Below are 18,066 nucleotides of genomic sequence, written 5' to 3'. Positions count from 1 at the left end.
TTAACGGACCTCGATCCACTGACCGGAGGAAGCCGCTTTCCCCTCCTCCGCACTACCTGAGATTTTACTTGCCTGTACCACCTTTTGGGGCTCTACCAGAAAGTAGAGGGTTTTGGCCAGGACATAGGTTTGCTTCATTTTGACCAGTACCAACCGGGGATCTGCGTCCTTGCTCATGGCAGAGTCATAGGGCAGACTGGCAATCACCAGAACATTCTCCGGTTTTTTTAACGCCCACTCCCTCCAGACCGGGGCCCGGGAGGACAGTACAAAGAGGCCGTTGTTTTCGCGGTAGAAAAAACAGGTCTGGCTCCGAAGCCGTTCCCGCAGTCCGCCGCCGGGGGCGAAATACTTTTCCACCCCTTCCTGTTTTACCTCCGCAGCTTCGCCCTCGGTTACCGCCGCTATATCAACTTCTATAGTAGGATATTCATTAAAGTATTCCTGCAGCTGGGGCGAAAATCCCACCACCACCTTGTACTGGCTGACACAGCCTGAAAATAACAGGAATATACCCCATAAAAACAGGGTATCAAAAAAAATCCTTTTCATTTTGATGCCGTACCCATTTATAGATTCCCCTCCGGCTTCCAGCGTTTATAGCCGTTCCCGTTTTGTATACCCTCGGCGGCCGGTACAGCGGGCGATGCGGATGCAACGGGTGCAGCGGGCGCCGTTTTGCTCTCCGGCTTATTGACGGGTGTTTCCCCCGGGAAGGAAATTTCCTCGTGGGGCATTTTCCCCGAAGCCAGGGAAGTCTCCCAGTTATCCGCTCCGGTCAGGACCTCAACGCCGATGCGAAAATATTCTTCGTAACGTTCCTTAACCTTACGGGTTCCCCCCTTGTGCAGGGCGCTTAACAGAAACACCTGGTTAAGCCCGTTCGCCGCAAGCCCCGGCGGGGTGGGCACGGTCTGTTCTCCCAGGGGCATAAGGTTGCCATAGGCCCAGAAACCGGAAAGGCAGAGCAAGCCCGCAGGGGTATCGGCGCACTCGTTGCCGATGTCCAGGCACTTCTGGCTGTTCTCCGCGTCCGGGGCGGCCACCCAGCGGTAAACCGCCGAGAGGGCGTTGTCACGCAGTTTTTTTTCGTGGGCGGGAACTTTGGAAGGAAGAACGGCCTTAATGGTTTCCACCGTTTCCTTCTGCACCGCCGCAAGCTGGGCCTTGAGTTCCGCCTCCGCCTTGAATATGGGGGAAGCGGGGTCGATAACCACCCGGGGCTCGTTGATCCGTTCACCCAACTTTTTCGCCAGGTCGATGGGATGAATGCCGTGTATCTTTTTAAACTCCTGGAAGGCCACTTCAACGGCATCCCTTACCAGTTTGAGGATTTCGGGGTTAACCAGGGCCTCCATCTCTTTATTCTGTGCCCGCAAATCCGCAACCTGGGCGGAAAGGGGCGAGGTGTCGGGGGGAGGGGGCAGCTCTATTTTGGCCCAGTCCGGCACGGTAACGGTAAAATCGGCGGCGATGTCCGCAATATCCCGGTCCACCGCCGGATTTTGCCGCAGCTCCTCCAGCAGAGAAAGGACGCAGCGGTACCCCCACCAGATCGCAGCCCGGCGGTGGGCGATATAAGCCAGGAGGGCGCAGGCTTCCTTAAAATTCCCCTTGTCCGCCAGATGGAAAACGGCGTCTTCCGCACCGGGGTTTAGGGCAAACAGTTCTTCCTCCTGGGGGGGGATTTTATAGCCCTCTTTTTCCGCAGCATCGGCCACGGCTAGGTATCTGAGGAGCACCAAGTGTCTGTTCAGCCAGTCAATCTTATCCGCCATCATGTCTCCTTTTTTTTGATCAGGTCATTTTGAGGGCCTTGGTCTCTATATCCGCGGCCCCGGCCTTGGTACGCGCAGCCGCCGCCCCGGAGTCCAAAGCTTTGGCTTCGGCGTCCTGGGCGGCGGCGTCGGTGCGGGCGGCGTTCAGCTCGCCGTTTTGGGCGGCAAGGCTGTCCTCCGAAAGGGCGCCTTCCTTTTCCGAGGCGGCAACTTCGGCCTTACTCACGGAAACAGTATCTTCCGTGGGGTGTATGGACTTATCGCCCGCCATGCTGCTTGTCTTCATGTTGGTTCCCACAAGCGCCAGTACGCCCGCCGCCGCCGCCGCCACAATGGCGCCGGCTATACCGCCCATGAGGGGCGCCACATCCCTGGCAATTTCCGCTTTCATTTGCGCATCCACATCCATTTAGAGCTCCTCCGGGAGCTGCTTTTTCGCATCGGCCCCTTTAGCAATCGCAATACTGGCGGTTACCGTTTCCGCCACAATCCTGGTCAGGGTCACCCCGTCCTGCACCAAAGCTGTAATGGCGGCGAATTCCCGAATAGCCAGACTGGGGGTTTCAACATTTTGTTTATTCATGCCGACCATGTTAATGCTCTCCCCCGTCAGGGTGAGTTCCCCGCTGGCGCCCAGCTCCACCTTGCAGATCTCCCGGGTACCTTTGACGGCAAAAATCGAAGTGAATATGGCTATGATGTCATTGTCGGTAATGGCTGCGGACATATAGAGATTGTCCCTGAAGGCGTCCGCGCCATCGTCGTACCGTCCCGTGGTTTGTGATGGCAGCATACGGTAGGAACCGGCTTTTGATTCCAGCCCTGAATAAACGGTGTCCGTTATTTCCAGTATCAAGCCCAAAAGGCTGTTCAGCTTATAGACTGCAGAGTCACTCTTTGATATTACCATTTTTTACTCCTCCTAATATTACGAAGACGCAATTCAATCAAACGCCCTCGTCTTCGTCCGATATGGGCGCCGGGGTGGTGTTAGCGTTGTTAGCTTCGTTAGCTTCGTTAGCTTCTATGGGCGCCGGGGTGGTGTTAGCGTTGTTAGCTTCGTTAGCTTCGTTGATCTTTTCCTTAACCTCTGAGTATTTTTTCCAATGAGCGGTAAAACTTTTTACCAGATTCGCTATTTTTTTGAGGCTATTCACTACCAGTCTCGCTATATCCTGGCCATCACCGCTGCTGGGATTTACCCCGCCCCGCGCAAGGCCCAACAATATGTTATTAAACACGGTCTCACTATCCGCTATCGCCATGTTAAAGAGGTACTCCGCTTCGTTATAGGTTTGCAGCGCAACCTCTCTGCCCGCAATCTGGACCACCCCTATGCGGCTGCTCAAGCCTCCGCCGTAACTGTCTCCCATGCTCGCCTGCCGCGTTCCGGTTATATTGACGTTCTGCCCGCTCATGATTATACCCTGCATGGGGTTCACGTTCAGTGAGGCGTCCCAGGATGTACCCCATTTGCCGCTGACCCTCCGACTCGTTACCCGGAAGCCCATATCATCTATCACCAACGATGTACGGCCTACCTTCAGCTGGATCTCCTTACCCGCCTCGATTATTATCCGTTTCTTCGCACAAATATAGATCTCCCCCTTGTTCAGGCTATTGTCAGCGGACCGGTGCGAAACGGGACCGCAATCCGCCAGTATCTCTACCCGCTTTCCCGTTGAGAGGTGGTGGTTCTCCGCTCTGCTGTGGAGGTCCCCGGCGGACTGTATGTTCATCCGGTCAATAAGGGGATAGCCATCGCTGTCGCAGTACTTTTTGCGCCACTCATCAGCCTTTGTCTGCTCTTCTGCGGTAAATTCAGTTTCCTCGTCATCCTTTTTCCGATAGCCAATGTACTTCCCTGATTTCTCCTTAAAGACCAGACTGGAACCTTCGTCCAGGGTAATACCCAGTTGGTCGGCGGAGGGGTGCGCCACCCAGTCGGAGGCGGCATCATATATGGATACTTCGGAATATTTAGTGTCCACCGAGTGCGGCCCGCTTTTTTGGCGGCGCAGCACGAGTCCCCCGGCTTCGCCCTGGAGTTTGGATCGTTCGTTATCCCAGACCAGAACCTGGGCCTTTTCTTCCTCCGTCCATACATCCTTGCTTTTCTCCTTTATGGCCTCGATTTCCTCATCTGTTTTCTTTATGGCCTTGATTTTATCAGAGCTGTAGGGCAGCAGGGAATTTTGAATATCATTTTCCGAAGGTACGTAGCCGGAAAGATACCAGGCGCCCCCTGATTGCAGCACCAGCACCTTGTCCCCTATCCGGGGGAAGGAGTAGAGTCCGGACAGTTCGCCCCCCAGGGGCAGGGTCATATTGACCTTAACGACGGGTTCCACGCTGGCGCTTTCACCGTCCTCCTTCTGCACATAAAAACCGTAGGGGCTCCAGGACACCTGGGTTTGGCGTTTGTCCACCCGGCCCTGGGCATCGCAGACCGTTCTAATCACCGGCACCCTTGACTCGAGTTCATTGATCTTTGACTTGAGTTCGTCGATCTGTGACACGAGTTCATCGATTGAAGACATCAGTTCCTCCTGCAATAACGTTTTTCCGAATCCCGGCCCCAGTCGGCGGCGTTGAATTCTACCTGTACAAGTTCGCCGGTTTCCGCATCGACAGGCGGGGATGCCATATCTTTGGGCCACAGGGAACGGACATGGAGATGCGAGGCGATTACCAGCACGCCAAGAAGGCCCTTGTCTTTAGAACCATAGAAGTGGCCCAGTTCAAACACCAGGCCGGGCATGAGGAGGATATTCTCCGCCCCGCCGGACCATGTTTGTTTTTCCAGGGCCAGGGCAAGCCGCTGCCCTTCCAGGATCTGCTTAAGGTCCCGGTCGATTTCGGCAGGGGGAGTATGCTGCTCGTAACCGTGAAAGAGGGAACTCCGGCTATGGTACCGTTTGCCCGGGCCAATATCTCCCCAGCGCCATTCCTTAGAGCCGTAATTGAATTCCGGATAGGAGGCGTTCAGCTCCATGCCGTCGACGCCCAGGGTGTTTTCCATGCGCCAACTGTCCATCTTCCAGAGGTTCCCCCCTTCGTTGTAGTTTATAAAGTCGAATTGCTCGATACCCGGAATTTTCCGTTTGTCCGAGTATTCGTAGAAAGGCGGGGGAAACTTGTTTCCTTCGGTAAAAAACAGTTCCGCAGTTCCGATGCCCTGGGGGGCCGGACCGTGTACAAAGGTCCAGGAGATGCCGTAGAGATTCATGACATGGCGGATAAAGTCCAGGTCGGATTCGCCTGCCTGGTCAAACTTCAGGTTTTTACTGTAGCCGCTGCGGTTAAAATAGGTTTCGGCGAACTGTCCCCTGATCCGGTACCGGGCCAGGATCTCTTCAATAATATCCGCCGGGGTTTTACGATAAAAAGGATAGCTGAGCCGCGTAGAGCGGAGGAGAGCAAACTCGCTTTCTATGGTGATGATGTGGCGGTAACAGGGACTGCTCTCCCCGCCGCTTACCACTCCGGGACTGGCCACCCCGGTAATAATGCTGTGGAAACGGCGGCTCCGCGTTACAAGTCCTCCGGCTATGGGCTGATTAATTTGAAGGGAAACCTGCCTTTCCAAAAGACTTGCCAGATCCTTTTGACTCCGGCAGGTTTTGGTGATAACCGTAAGCTCTCCCCGGCTTACCCGGGAAAAACCTTCTTCCAGGGTCAGCTCGTAGGGAAAGAAATCATCGTATCCGCCGCCGGCGATCTTCATCGCCAGATTCATAGCGCCGCTTTCTGCCATGGCCGCCACCTAAACGATCACGTTAACGTTCGGGCAGACAAGGACCGGCGTGGCTATGGGTATGCCGATGGGGGTAACACCGATAACAATGCTGCCGATGCAGGCTTGTGGCCGGCCTTTTGCCAGCTTATTGAGGGCCGTGGTCATGGTAATAACTCCGGCAACGCAGAGGGCGCCCGCCACGGCGTCCCCCATGCAGGCGCAGGGCAGACCCTTCACCATGGTGGTAAAGGCGCCGGGGCCGATAATAACATCCCCGGTGGCGGTTAAATTGGCAATGGTTGCCACAGGTGTAGGCATTATTCTGCCTCCTTATCTTTAAAATCGTAGGTAAAAGACTGGTCTTTTGCGCCTATGGTAACGGCGCTGAACTTTTTCCCCTCCAGGGTACTGCGGAGGAATTCGGCGCTGATCTCCGGAAGCAGGCTGTTATTAATAACTGCGTCGATAAGGCGCGCCCCGGAAGCGGCATTGTCGCAGCGGCGGATGATCTCGTCCTTTACCGCGTCTTCTATGAGGAGCTCTGCGGCATAATTTTCCGTTACCCGCTTTTTAATCTTTGCCAGCTTAAGATCGATGATGCGGTACAGGGCTTTCTTTCCCAGGGGATAATAGGGCACGATCTGTATGCGGCCCAGAAGGGCTGCGGGGAAAACACGCATCATATCTTCCCGAATGGCCTCTTCCAAAACGGAAGTATCCGGCAGGTTTTCCTCATCGGCGCAGAGTTTTTCGATGGTCTGGTCGCCCACGTTGGTGGTTAAAAGGATAAGGGTATTACGGAAATTCACCCGGCGGCCCGCGCCGTCCTCCATCTGGCCCTTGTCAAAAACCTGGAAGAAAATTTCGTGTACATCCGGATGGGCCTTTTCGACTTCGTCCAAAAGTACCACGCTGTAGGGTTTGCGGCGCACCGCCTCGGTAAGGACGCCGCCTTCCCCGTAGCCCACATAGCCGGGGGGAGCGCCCTTGAGGGTGGACACCGTATGGGCTTCCTGGAATTCGCTCATGTTGATGGTGATGATCTGCTCTTCGCTGCCGTAGATCTGTTCTGCCAGGGCAAGGGCGGTTTCGGTCTTGCCGACGCCGGAGGGGCCCGCCAGCATGATGACGGCAATAGGCTTGTTGGGGTCCGCCAGGGAGGCCCGGGCGGTAACCACCCGTTTGGATATGATCTTAAGGCCGTGGTCCTGGCCGATAACGCGGCGGCAGAGTTCCTCGTCCAGGGTCAGGATGGATTTTATTTCGTCCTTTACCATGCGGCCCAGGGGTATGCCGGTCCATTCGGAGATAACCGCAGAGACCGCCTGGATATCCACCTGGGGCAATACCAGGGGATGTTCCCCCTGGAAATCCGTAAGGGCGCTGCGTTTTGTTTCAAGTTCCGCCGATAGTGAGGATGTTTCGTCCTCCTTTGCACCGGCAAGTTTTTGGCGCAGTTCCGTTATTTCGGCGGCCAGGGTTTTTTCTTTTTCAAAACGGGTATTTATCCCGTCGCGGTTTTCTTTTTCCGCTTCAAGCTCCTTGTCCAAGGCGGCGATTTTTTCACGGTGATTTACACCGCCTGCTTCTTCGCGCTTTAAAATATCAATTTCAAGTTCCAGGGCTTCAATGCGGCGGCGGGAGTATTCCAGTTCGGCGGGCTCAGCATTCTGGCTTAAATGTACCTTGGCGCAGGCCGTGTCGAGGATACTCACCGATTTATCGGGGAGCTGCCGGGCAGGGAGGTAACGCCGCGAAAGCTGCACGGCAGCCTTAAGCGCTTCGTCCAGAACAGTAACGTTGTGGTGTTTTTCCAGGGTCTTTATCATGCCCCGCATCATCTGGGTTCCCTTTTCGTCATCCGGCTCGTCCACCAGGATGTTCTGAAACCGCCGGGCAAGGGCGGGGTCTTTTTCAAAATATTTTATATATTCCTGATAGGTCGTGGCGGCGATACAACGGAGTTTGCCCCGGGCAAGGGCGGGCTTTAAAAGGTTTGCCGCATCGTTTTGTCCGGCCTGGCCTCCGGCGCCTATCATGGTATGGGCTTCGTCAATAAAAAGAATTATCGGCGTTTCGGAACCCTGTACTTCTTCGATAACCTGCTTCAGGCGGTTTTCAAATTCGCCCTTCATACTTGCCCCGGCCTGGAGGAGACCCATGTCCAGGGAAAGGAGCCGTGTTCCCTTGAGAACCGATGGAACATCCCCTGCGGCAAGGCGCTGGGCAAAGCCTTCCACAACGGCGGTTTTTCCAACGCCGGCGTCTCCGGTTATGATGGGGTTGTTTTGGCGGCGGCGGAGCAGTATGTCTATGACTTTGCGGGTTTCTTCGTCCCTGCCGACAATGGGATCGCTCCTGCCGGCGGCAGCTTCGGCGGTCATGTCCACGGTGTACTGTTTCAGGGCTTCGCCCTTGCCCATGGCAGCGTTTCCCATAAGCGAACCGGCCTGGCCTGTGGCTGTGCTCTCCCCTGAGGAAACCGCCACGGAAGTCTCCGCCGAATCCTTGACGATCTCTGCGAATTTTTCCGCCAAAAGGTCGCCGTTAATTTTTATGAATTCAGAACTCATGTCATGGAGAATACGGGCCAACTCCGGGGACTGCTTGATAGCGCAGAGGAGATGCCCCGTACGTATAAGCCCTTCGTTGAACACAAAGGACGAAATCATCCAGGCGTCCTTGATAACAAGCTGGATGTTGTTGGAAAAATCCGATATGGAAGACGCTCCCCGGGGCAGGGCGTCCAGGGCGGCTATCAGGTCCTTGGCAAGTTTCGCCTCGTCCAGGGCAAAGTACCTGATGGCCTCGTGCCAGTCGGTCTCCTCGCCCAGAATTATCTGGTTTACCCAGTGGGTCAGTTCCACGTAGGGATTCCCCCGGGTCTTACAAAGGATGGTGGCGCTTTCTACAGCCTGATAGGCCTTTGCGTCAAGCTTTGCAAAAAGCTGAATCCTTTTCAATTTAGCCATAAATTTTCTCCTTTTCTATGTGCTTTCCCCGGTTAAGCCGTACGGCAGGGATACTGAGTATTACTTCACGATCTTCCTGGTTTCCTATCCAGCCGGTATAACCCAGACAGGCAGGTTCCCACCGCTTCTTTACCAAATCGAAACCCAGCTGGGCCAGCGGAATGGTATGCCAGATAACCGAAAATACCACCGAATAATCCAGCGGGCGGTCCAGATACCGATCTACTACCTGCGAAAGACGGGCCAAACCGTTTGAGCCCCTCATAAAGCCCTGATACTCTTCAAAAGAAAGGGGGCCTATATGGATTTCAAATTTTCCCGTCAGGCTTATATAACTCCGGCCTATCTGCAGATCAAATCCCAAAACAGTATTTCTTTTTCCCAAAACGGCATAATTTTCAGGGGGTATATCGTTAGCGGCGGGAACAAATTCCTCAATCCTTAATTTGGATATAAAGGTCCTGCGGAGTATATCCTCCAGCCCCCAGCGGTTTTTTACCGGCATTGAGAAATACCTGGCTGAATCAAGCATAACCCCCGCAGACTCCCCTCCTCCCGGGGGAAGCCCCGCAAGGCTCCCGATAATGTCCGCAAAAACATCATCTTCGGGACGGTCGGCGCTTATGGCCTGCTGATTGGCCGCAAATGCCCGGTAATAAAAGCTGAGAAAACGGTGATGAATAATATCCAGAAAACGCCGCCAGGTATTGTCAAAATAACTGTGGGATCTTCTGAAAATATAATTGGTAAACTCCAGGGGCATGGGTCCGCTTACTCCCAGAAGGCCGAAAAAATAAACGATCAGGGTTGCATCGACACCGGGGTTTTTGCCGCCTTCGATTATTTCGGCAATATCCGTGGTTGGGAAATACAGGTATGGCATCTGCCCGAACCGGACATTCTCCTCCCCGGGGTTATTGGCCCGGCCGAGCCGGGGTTTTGTTTTATCCGCATTTTCCAGACTGCGGACAAAGGCCCAGAAATCCGGCGCAGAGATACCCTTGCGCAGCAGCTGGGAAGCTTTTTTTACTGATTTTCTAATGTCTTCCATACCGCTATGTTCCCCGACTGCAATGTGTCTAAATGAATTTCCAGAAAAGTGTTTACCGGTGTAAATGATCTGAGAATTTCGCTTACGATACGACCGAATATATAAAAACCCATGCCGGCGAAGGCATTTTCATCCAGGATCAGCCGGATCTTCCAACCCCATTCATAAAATACCGCACCTTTTCTGATGAACCGGAAGGTATCGCCGGCGCTGGTCAGGGCGGTAATACCGTTTATTGCCCGTTCCATCTCTTCCGCCGGCCGTATGGGATAGGAGCGCAGCATATTCCGGAGGATTTCCAAAGGCCGCTTCCCTTCCTCCCAGAGCATGGCCGAGAGGTTCATAACGATGTGGCTGAGACGTCCAAAATCGTCCCGGTCCCCCCGCTCCGCCAGAGGATAATTGGGCCGGGTGGGAAGGGTTATAAAGGCGGCCCCGAGCAAAAGGAGGGATGAAGAAGTAATAGCCGCCCCTGTCTGCAGAAGGAGCGGTATATCCCTGTTGGTAACCAGAAGGTCCGCCGCAAACTGGTAGGCCTCTGCCTCCAGAGGCCCAAAGGACAGATAGACCTCTGTCCCGCTGTAGGTACTGCGCGCCGTGGAATGCCGTTCTATCAGTTTTCTGCGCCGCCGGGCGCTGAAAAAATTCCGTTTTTTTTGCTCCGAACCCAGGTCATAAAAATTTGCGGCGCTGAAAATAAGACTGTTCTTCTCGTCGTAAAAATCAACATTCCTGACCGCAGCCACCTCATAATCCCGCATGGAGGTCCTGTCGGGAACAAGGTGAAATTCAAAGGCGTCCCGTTCTACATTTATCCGATTCGAACGTTTGGAAAACAGGTTCAACACGGGAACACAGTTAAGTTTGATAGAAGATGTTTTTACCAGGGCCTGCAGGGCGGGCTCACGGCGGCGGAAGGCAAAAACCAGTTCCAGCCTCCCCTGCCCCGCAGAAACGGCGTCAAGCCCCCGGATACGGAAAAACTTAAAAAAATCAGGGTACGTAAGATAATTTTGCAGAATACGTAAACCCCGGGGATTGGATTTTACCTGTATACCGAAAAGTTTTTCCCCGGTCATCATGGGAATATCAATGCTTACTCCGCTTACATCTTTATATTCCCCGTCTCCCTGTTTTACGTACACCCCCAGGGTGTCATGGGCAAGGAGACGCAGCAGCAGGGACACATCCGCCTCGGCGAGGGTTACATACAGCTGAACAGCTTCGGTAAGGGGAAGCGCCCCATTGCCGGGGCCGGAAAATGCCAGACACAGTGCCGATTCGGCATCGTTGTTTTTGATTCCCAGACCGGAGACATCATGACTGATATAATCCGCCCGGGTCAGGGAAAAGGGGGCAAGGGGCGTGTCTTCGGCGCAGGAAAAACGGCAGGGGGTATTTATCCCGGTAATAACCGTTTCAAAGACTGTTCCGGCCTTGAGCATGGTCCCCTTCCGGACATTCTCGTCTGCGGTATTGGGAAATACTTCCAGAACAGCCCCGGAGGGAACAGGATAGAGTGCATCGGGGGCAATGGAACTAAGCACCGACTCCAGAAAAGGATAATATCCATCGTCGAGTTTTTTCTCGACCTTTGCCGAAAGATAAGCCGTGCCTTCCAGAAGCCGCTCAATATAGGGATCCATACAGTCAAATTCGCTGAGTAAAAGCCGGCGGGCTATTTTGGGGTACTCCGCCGCAAACTCGGCGGATAAGCCCCGGAGGTAGCTCAGATTGTCCCGGTAGTAATCCAGCAGATCCATCGGCTTTTCCTATTTTGTATCCGGGCGCAGTTCGGCGCTTCCGGATTCAAGATTCAATTTGGATATGAAAAAAATTTCTTCGTTTACTTCTTTTGTGTTAATGACCCCGCCGATGCGGAAATTCATACTCATCCCATCGCCGGCAGAGGGGTCCAAAAGTTCGATGGTTATGGATTCCGGATTAAGGCGCGGTTCAAAAAGGCTTATCTGCTTAAAAATTTGAGCGCGAAGTTCTTCCCTGGAAGAAGTGGAGCTTTGACGCCCGCAGAAATCGGAAATACCAAAACCCAGGACCGAATCCGCCACATCGTCATAGCCCTTTAAATCCGCAAGGTCCGCATGGGATCGGGAATTAAAAAGCATATCTATGTTTTCAAAAATATCCTCTTTAATCTGTTTCTCCGTTATGAGGCTTTCGGCCGCTTCGGTCTTTACGGAAGGATCAAAATCGGTCAGCCGCTTTAAAGTGTACGGCTTATACCGAGCTTCTTCTTTTGCGGAGTACGCTGTATTATCCGGCATTCCTTTAATCCTTTATGCCGTGGTCCCAAGGTTTTGGAACCACGGCGATAAACAAAATTCTTAACTGTTCGTAACCTGATTCCACTTGGTCTCGATGGCGCCGTCTTTGGAGCCGTCGGGTTTAATCGGTGTTACCTTTACGGTGATCTCGGCGGCCACGAGCTGAACTTCTTCAACCGGCTGCTGGGATGCGGCATCGTCCGGTTTAGGATTGATGGTCTTTATTTCAGTCCGGGCAACCCGGACACTGTTCATAACAAGCTCATACACCGCAGTCTGGGCTCCGCCGAGAACCCGGCAGTATTCAAACTTTGCCGTCTTGATTACTTCGCCCTTCATACATGAAAGCTGCAGTTTTGGTGTAGCCTTATCTACCGCGTGGGTAAAGATAAAAGGAATGTACTGACCCCGGCCCTGTACATCCGACGTAGCCTGCACATTGATATTCTGCAGGGCTCCGTGGGAGAACGAAATAAGGTCGAGCCATTTCTCGTGCTTTGCATCCGAAGCCTGTCCTTCAATTCCGTCGATCTGTAAGAAATAAACACTTGCCATAAAAATCCTCCGTACTTGAAATTTAATACCCAGGGTATTAATGGTTTATTGAACCGGATCTATTTATTCCCGCTGGGAACCTTTGTAACCAGGCGCAGGGAAGCGGTAAGCCCTTCCAACTGGTAATGGGGCCTGAGATAGAACCGGGCATTGTAATAGCCAGGCTGGCCTTCCACATCCTCGACTTCCACCTTGGCTTCCGCCAGGGGGTACTTGGCCTTGACTTCCTCCGATGCGTTGGGATCGCCTGTCACATATTGGGCAATCCAGTCCCCGAGGAAACGCTCCATATCCACCCTTTCCTTGAAAGAGCCGATTTTATCCCTCACTATGCACTTAAGGAAATGGGAGAAACGGCTGGCGGCAAAAATGTAGGGAAGCCGCGCCGACAGGGACGCATTGGCGGTAGCATCCGGAGAATCGTACTCCGCCGGTTTATTGACCGTCTGACCCCCCAAAAACACGGCATAGTCGGTATTCTTCCAGTGTATGAGGGGGAGAAAACCGTTCTTTGAAAGCTCAGCTTCCCTCCGGTCGGTAATGGCAATTTCCGTTGGGCATTTCTGGACCAGACCCCCGTCTTCGGAGGGGAATGTATGGGTGGGCAGCCCCTGGACAGCCCCGCCGGACTCCACGCCGCGTATATTGGCGCACCAGCCGTAATTGGCGAATGAACGGTTGACATTCACCCCCATGGCATAGGCGGCATTCATCCAGTTGTACTTTTCGCTGTCCCCGGCGCCGATATCTTCCTCAAAATCAAATTCCTCCACCGGGTTGCTTTTTGCTCCGTAGGGAGCGCGGCTTAACACCCGGGGAAGGGTAAGGGCGACATAACGGCTGTCGTCGGATTCCCGAAAACTCCGCCAGGATGCATACTCGGGGGTGGAGAAAATTTTGGCAATATCCCGGGGATTAGACAGCTCCTGCCAGGAACCAAGGTTTAGAATGGAAGGGTCAGAGGCGGAAATAAAGGGCATATGGGAAGCTGAAGCAAACTGGGCTATGCCTTTCAGAATTTCCACATCCTGGGGGGTGTGGTTAAAGTAATAGTCCCCGATGAGGGCGCCGTAGGGTTCGCCCCCGGCAGTTCCGTATTCGTCTTCATAAAAACGCTTGAAAAGGGGACTCTGATCCCAGGCTGTTCCCTTGAAACGTTTGAGGGTTTTACCCACATCGTTTTTTGATATATTCAAAACCTTGATTTTCAGGGTATCGCTGGTGGCGGTATTGCTTACCAGGTAATCCAAACCCCGCCAGGCGCCTTCCAACCCGGTAAATTCGGGGTGATGAAGCACAATGTTCACCTGTTCCGAAAGTTTTTTGTCAAGTTCCGCGATAATCCCCTCTATGGTTTTAATGGCGTCATTGGAAACCAGGGCGACATTTTCCAGCGCCTGGGCTACCAGCGTTTTTACCGCGCCCTGGACAGCCGTCTGGGCTTCTTCCGACTGGGGCTTGAATTCCTGCTGGACGAGTTTTTCAAAATCGGACATTTCCAGGGATTCCGCGCTGAGGGCTTCAATTTTTTGTTCACCGGCCATATCTATCTCCTCCTATTTGGCTTTTTCATCTGTTTCGGTTTTCCCGTCATTTGCCTTTGACGAGAGGGCTTTGAGCAGGGCGGGATCAGACAGAACCTTGTTCAGGAGATCCTCCGCCCCTGCCTTGCCATCCATATAGGAAAGCAGGTTTGCTAACTGCTGCCTGGATTCCATGAGCTGCTTCAGACCATCCACCTTGGAGGCCACGGCGGCGGGAGAAAAATCGTCCATGCTCTGGAAAGTCATATCCACATTAAGGTTGCCCTCTCCGGTCAGGGTATTGGGAACCGAAAATGCAACCCTGGGTTTGATGGCCTTTAACCGATCGTTAAAATTCTCGGAAGTAAATTCCAGCATTTTGCGATCGTCAACCTTGGGCAACGGCTCTTCGGACTTTCCCGAAAGATCCGACATGACCCCCATGACAAAGGGTATGTTAACTTTTTTCTGCGCTCCGTAAACTTCCACATCGTAATCAATCTGGACCCGGGGCGCCCGGTTCTTGGCTATAAAAGCCTGGCTGCTTCCTGAAGCCATTTTTCTGCCTCCTTAGCATTTTACTAGTAGCAATAGAGCGCACCTAAAAACTGAAGCTTTTAGGGGTTCCCAATATGTAAACAACCGAGTCTCGAAGAAACTCTTTATGATTACCACAAATAAACAGATCGGATTTCGAGTGGCAGGGCAAATTTTGGGCCCGAAGGCAGTGATTGTGACAGACCGGCCTAAAACTTTGAGAGGTATATATCTCAGTAATACTAACGCTACATATGATGGGGGGGGGGGGGGGGGGTACTAGCGCGCTACTTATAAACATATAAACTGTTTTAGCAGGTTATTGACCGGCTTCCCCTTTTATTCCAAGAATTTCCTTGCCTCTGGGCAGGGCGTCGGGCACAAGATCTTCAAGAAGATCTATAAAACTCATCTCGGAGAAGCGCAGAGCCCGATTCACCAGGAGGGGAATGGGGCTGTTTGGCTCATGGTAACGGAAATATTCCGCGCCTTTTTTAAGTAAAAGGAGGGCGTCGGCCCTGCTGGCCGGTTTGTAGGCAGAGAGATTGGAAAGCGCAGCCCCGGAGGAAAATCCGGCCTCTCCCGCAACGTCCGGATTTTCAGCGGCCGCCGCATCGGTATGACCGGAGCCGAAGGAATCAAGAAAAACACCGTAAGTCCTGCAAAACCGGTCTATCTCTTCTGTCAGGGTCTGCATGGTCAGAATACCGGCGCCGGCCATTTTTTCGCCGGCCACGGCGCAGACAGCCTTGATGGTTTCCTGCAGGTCCCGGGCGGCTGCGGCCTGTTCCTCTATTTCCGCCAGGGGCACACCCATCACCTCACCCAAAATGAGGTTGGGATCTATGCTCTGTCCATCGGATGTTTCAAGCTCGTTTAGGGAAATAAGGCGATCCCGAAGCGAATACGGCAGAGACGGGGTCAATTTCAGCGCCCTGATTTTGGAGATGAACATGATGGGATCGTTAAAAGCTCCCGATTCGGGGGAAAGCATGGCAAGGATATTGAGTCTTTCGATAGGATCGTTGTCATCCTCTGGGTCAAGCTTTGGATACATGGCATCCCACATATCCCTGACCAGAAAAAGGATGAGTTTAAGGGCTTCCGAACAGTCTTTTATGCCGCCCAAAGCGGTTTCGGCGATGGACAAATACACCGCCACCCGCAAATCCCGGGTTTTCCCCCAGAGACTAAGGCAATTTTCGCGGAGTTTTTTCCAATCCGGCTTACGACCCTCGATCCTGGATTCCCCCATCACGCTATCCAAGGTTTCCACCGCCAGGGAATCCAGCTCAAGATAAAGGGGATCGTATTCCAGATTTTCCCCTGCCGGATTTTCACCTTCCAGAGGGACTGCTAATTCGCCAAGGTTAATCATGAAATCTGCTAATCTCCTTTTTCCCAATGTACTAGTATACGCCTTGGGCAATTTTTGTCAAGTCTGCGGCGCTAAAAATTTTGTTCAAAAACGCCGGTGGGGTGGGGAAGCCACAGCGCGGGATGCTTGTAGAGTCCGCTTCCGCAGCCCCGCTACGCGGGTCTACTACAGCGGGGAATTCCAAATATCCCGCGCTGTGGCTTCCCCACCCCACCGGCGCCTATGCGCAGAGGTTTTAACTCCGGCTGGTTCGCTTCACTATACAAGATGGTGTGCGGGGAGGGCATTGAAATAAACACTACGAACCGGTATGCGATCCTGCCGGAAAGACATTGATACAAACCCTGCGAAATAGTATGTGATTCAGGTGGGGAAGGCATTGATACAAATACTACGAAATGGTATGTGATTCAAGTAGAGAAGGCATTGCTACGAACACTACGAACCGGTATGCGATTCAGGCCGGGAAGGCATTGATACAAACCCTGCGATCCGGTATGCGATCCTGCCGGGAAGGCATTGGTACAAACTCTGCGAACCGGTATGTGATTCAAGCGCAGAAGTTATAATAAAAGCCGCTTCCCATCCTTCCGACAAAGGCGGACGGGGGAGGGGCATCCCTGGCCGAGCACATTTGGAATTCCCTGCTGTAGTAGACCCGCGCAGCGGGGCTGCGGAAGCAGACTCTACAAGCGTGCTCGGCCAGGGATGCCCCTCCCCCGTCCGTTTATGCCGATAAGTTCGGAAACAGGGACTGTGAAAGATATATTAAATCCGCCGCGTGACTTCTCCACCCTGCCGATAGTTTACCCAACAAGACAATTACTGTTTTATCTGAGACGTTAAATTGACTATAAGTTTAGCTAATTCGTGTATTGACTTATTCATGCCGTTATTTATCCAATGATATATAATGCCAATAGTACCCGTAACGAAAAACATAAAATAGTATTCCTTGGTTTGCTCATCAGGCAATTTATCAGTAAGATATTTAAAAATATTTTTCCGGTACAAAGAGCTGAAAAGGGTTTTAAGGAAATTTACATTTCCATTTTCGCTAAATAACACATAGACTGATTTGTTATTATCCGCAATATGTTGCAAAATTTCTTCCAGGATTTGTAATGCGCCATGCTTGTCATTCTTATAAAAAGTATTTTTATTAAGTATACTATCAAAAAAGACAAGCATTTCTTCTTCGGTTTTTTGGAGTAAATCATTTTGATCGGCATAGTGGGCGTAGAATGTTGAACGGCTTATATCGGCAAGTGCGCATATTTCTTTGACAGAAATGAGTGAAATTGGTTTCATTTTCATCAACTCCATGAGACTTTCTCGCAAAACCATCCGTGTATAGCGAGCTTTTCTGCTTTCCTTTACCTGTTTGTCCTCCATAAATGGCACTTCCTCCGTCTCTTTTCCTGACATTTTCCGGAATTTTATCCAGAAATGGACATAAACACAGTGTAGTGTATTCATTCACTATGTATTTTATTGGACACGTTGTTAAGATTAGCGTATAAAGATTTTAAAGTCAATTATTTTTTGAAGGTGCAATTAATGAAGATGAAAGCTTGTGTCATAGCCAACATTCTGCTTTTTGTAACAGGAAGGATTTTCCGAAGCAACCGTCAAATTCAATGACGAAAACATTGGGCATCATCTTTGGAATATGCTCGCCGCTAACACCGGTTATAAACATGGAATTTTATCCAAATAAATTCAGAAGGAGATTAAGGATATGAAGACAAAGTTTGGAATGCTTTTATTATTTGTATTGACCGGCTTATTTGTTTCATGTGCAACCGGGGAATACATGAAAATGAGTTCAAAAGAAAATGCGGAAGTACTTGGTTATGTTCAAAGTACATTCTTGGTGACCGGCTCTTTCAGATACCGAAGTACCATTAATACACAAGCCTATATCACACTATTGGCTGAAGCGCAAAATAAATACCCCGATATAACCATTGATATACGGGATATTGTATGGGCAATTGGACAGGGAGATGCCGCTAATAATAATTATGAGTATACCGCTATCGGAAAAATTATTAAAAGGTAACCGAAAGTATATACTAGGTCCGGAAGTATCAGGCACACTACTTCACTATACAAACGGCATGCGATTCAAGCGCAGAAGTTATCATGCCAGCCGCTTCCCATATCCTTCTGACAAAGGCGGACGGGGGAGGGGCATCCCTGACCGAGCACATTTGGAATTCCCTGCTGTAGTAGACCCGCGCAG

The 18,066-nt window shown here is 51.9% G+C and carries 18 protein-coding genes; 2 read left to right on the top strand and 16 right to left on the bottom strand.

Features of this window, described 5'->3' with window-relative positions; genetic code table 11:
• From LQZ19_RS01890 to tssA, 15 genes are all read right to left on the bottom strand, one after another.
• Positions 1 to 552: a hypothetical protein gene (locus tag LQZ19_RS01890; RefSeq protein WP_411045941.1), complete on the bottom strand. Its 552-nt coding sequence runs from the start codon at positions 550 to 552 to the stop codon at positions 1 to 3.
• 17 nt (positions 553 to 569) lie between these two features.
• The gene (locus LQZ19_RS01885) at positions 570 to 1,778 is read right to left on the bottom strand and encodes a DUF6931 family protein (RefSeq protein WP_411045940.1); all 1,209 of its coding nucleotides are present in this window, start codon (positions 1,776 to 1,778) and stop codon (positions 570 to 572) included.
• Between the two features lie 19 nt (positions 1,779 to 1,797).
• Positions 1,798 to 2,187, bottom strand: coding sequence for a hypothetical protein (locus tag LQZ19_RS01880; protein ID WP_411045939.1), 390 nt, complete (start codon positions 2,185 to 2,187; stop codon positions 1,798 to 1,800).
• Positions 2,188 to 2,688, bottom strand: a complete 501-nt coding sequence (locus tag LQZ19_RS01875) for a hypothetical protein (RefSeq protein ID WP_411045938.1) — start codon at positions 2,686 to 2,688, stop codon at positions 2,188 to 2,190.
• 37 nt (positions 2,689 to 2,725) lie between these two features.
• Positions 2,726 to 4,318, bottom strand: coding sequence for a hypothetical protein (locus tag LQZ19_RS01870; protein WP_411045937.1), 1,593 nt, complete (start codon positions 4,316 to 4,318; stop codon positions 2,726 to 2,728).
• Complete coding sequence (locus tag LQZ19_RS01865; protein ID WP_411045936.1) at positions 4,318 to 5,535, bottom strand: contractile injection system protein, VgrG/Pvc8 family; 1,218 nt, start codon at positions 5,533 to 5,535, stop codon at positions 4,318 to 4,320. The genes LQZ19_RS01870 and LQZ19_RS01865 overlap by 1 nt, the downstream gene beginning before the upstream one ends.
• Positions 5,536 to 5,544: 9 nt before the next feature.
• Entirely contained in the window at positions 5,545 to 5,835 is a 291-nt protein-coding gene (locus LQZ19_RS01860) for a hypothetical protein (RefSeq protein ID WP_411045935.1), read from the bottom strand.
• Positions 5,835 to 8,489 (bottom strand): type VI secretion system ATPase TssH, encoded by a 2,655-nt coding sequence (gene tssH, locus LQZ19_RS01855; RefSeq protein WP_411045934.1) that lies wholly within the window; start codon positions 8,487 to 8,489, stop codon positions 5,835 to 5,837. Before tssH ends, LQZ19_RS01860 begins: the two co-directional genes overlap by 1 nt.
• Positions 8,482 to 9,540 (bottom strand): type VI secretion system baseplate subunit TssG, encoded by a 1,059-nt coding sequence (gene tssG, locus LQZ19_RS01850; protein WP_411045933.1) that lies wholly within the window; start codon positions 9,538 to 9,540, stop codon positions 8,482 to 8,484. Before tssG ends, tssH begins: the two co-directional genes overlap by 8 nt.
• On the bottom strand, positions 9,516 to 11,303 hold the full coding sequence (tssF, locus tag LQZ19_RS01845; protein ID WP_411045932.1) for a type VI secretion system baseplate subunit TssF: 1,788 nt from the start codon (positions 11,301 to 11,303) through the stop codon (positions 9,516 to 9,518). Before tssF ends, tssG begins: the two co-directional genes overlap by 25 nt.
• A gap of 9 nt (positions 11,304 to 11,312) precedes the next feature.
• Positions 11,313 to 11,825, bottom strand: a complete 513-nt coding sequence (tssE, locus tag LQZ19_RS01840; protein ID WP_411045931.1) for a type VI secretion system baseplate subunit TssE — start codon at positions 11,823 to 11,825, stop codon at positions 11,313 to 11,315.
• A gap of 60 nt (positions 11,826 to 11,885) precedes the next feature.
• Complete coding sequence (locus tag LQZ19_RS01835) at positions 11,886 to 12,380, bottom strand: Hcp family type VI secretion system effector (protein ID WP_411045930.1); 495 nt, start codon at positions 12,378 to 12,380, stop codon at positions 11,886 to 11,888.
• 59 nt (positions 12,381 to 12,439) lie between these two features.
• Positions 12,440 to 13,924, bottom strand: a complete 1,485-nt coding sequence (tssC, locus tag LQZ19_RS01830) for a type VI secretion system contractile sheath large subunit (RefSeq protein WP_411045929.1) — start codon at positions 13,922 to 13,924, stop codon at positions 12,440 to 12,442.
• A 12-nt stretch (positions 13,925 to 13,936) separates the two neighbouring features.
• Positions 13,937 to 14,461, bottom strand: coding sequence for a type VI secretion system contractile sheath small subunit (gene tssB / locus LQZ19_RS01825; RefSeq protein ID WP_411045928.1), 525 nt, complete (start codon positions 14,459 to 14,461; stop codon positions 13,937 to 13,939).
• 298 nt (positions 14,462 to 14,759) lie between these two features.
• On the bottom strand, positions 14,760 to 15,818 hold the full coding sequence (tssA, locus tag LQZ19_RS01820) for a type VI secretion system protein TssA (protein WP_411045927.1): 1,059 nt from the start codon (positions 15,816 to 15,818) through the stop codon (positions 14,760 to 14,762).
• Between the two features lie 398 nt (positions 15,819 to 16,216).
• Between tssA and LQZ19_RS01815 the strand changes: the two genes are divergently transcribed.
• The gene (locus LQZ19_RS01815) at positions 16,217 to 16,387 is read left to right on the top strand and encodes a hypothetical protein (protein WP_411045926.1); all 171 of its coding nucleotides are present in this window, start codon (positions 16,217 to 16,219) and stop codon (positions 16,385 to 16,387) included.
• Positions 16,388 to 16,640: 253 nt separating this feature from the next.
• Here the strand turns inward: LQZ19_RS01815 and LQZ19_RS01810 are convergent, their stop codons facing one another.
• Complete coding sequence (locus LQZ19_RS01810) at positions 16,641 to 17,246, bottom strand: TetR/AcrR family transcriptional regulator (protein ID WP_411045925.1); 606 nt, start codon at positions 17,244 to 17,246, stop codon at positions 16,641 to 16,643.
• Positions 17,247 to 17,559: 313 nt separating this feature from the next.
• Here LQZ19_RS01810 and LQZ19_RS01805 point away from each other — a divergent pair, with 313 nt between their 5' ends.
• Positions 17,560 to 17,883, top strand: a complete 324-nt coding sequence (locus LQZ19_RS01805) for a hypothetical protein (protein WP_411045924.1) — start codon at positions 17,560 to 17,562, stop codon at positions 17,881 to 17,883.
• Positions 17,884 to 18,066: the final 183 nt, after the last annotated feature.

The organism is Treponema primitia (genome assembly GCF_046533075.1).
Lineage (GTDB): Bacteria > Spirochaetota > Spirochaetia > Treponematales > Breznakiellaceae > Termitinema > Termitinema primitia_B.
Note: the sequence above shows the minus strand (reverse complement) of the source record. Positions and strands in the feature narration are given on the sequence as shown.